This is a genomic window from Neokomagataea anthophila (assembly GCF_018122595.1).
Classification (GTDB): Bacteria; Pseudomonadota; Alphaproteobacteria; order Acetobacterales; family Acetobacteraceae; genus Gluconobacter; species Gluconobacter anthophilus.
In genome coordinates, this window is the sequence record NZ_JAGRQH010000060.1 from 1 (window position 1) to 263 (window position 263).

At 65.0% G+C, this 263-nt stretch carries 1 protein-coding gene; it reads right to left on the bottom strand.

Going from position 1 to position 263, the window contains the following annotated elements:
* Positions 1-263: hypothetical protein (locus KB213_RS12080; RefSeq protein WP_211683484.1), on the bottom strand; the 263-nt coding region annotated here is incomplete at both ends.

The following is a 263-nucleotide window of genomic DNA, read 5'->3' on the forward strand; positions in this document are numbered from 1 at the left end:
AACGCAATCTTACTAAAAAACCCGTGCAAGTTGTGGTGCTTCCCCAAATTTTCCATTGCCAAACACCTACTGCGGCGGCGTAGGCGGTTGTTCTTTAAAAATTGGCCGACCCCCACCACCAGCCGCCCGCCGCCCCCCACCTCAGCGCCGCGGCCCTCCCCAACCGCCCAACCCCCTCGCCCCCCCGATCCCCGCAACTCCAACCAGTCCAGCCGGCCCGGCCCTTCACCGCTGCCCGCCCTTAACAGCTCCTCCGGCCCGCT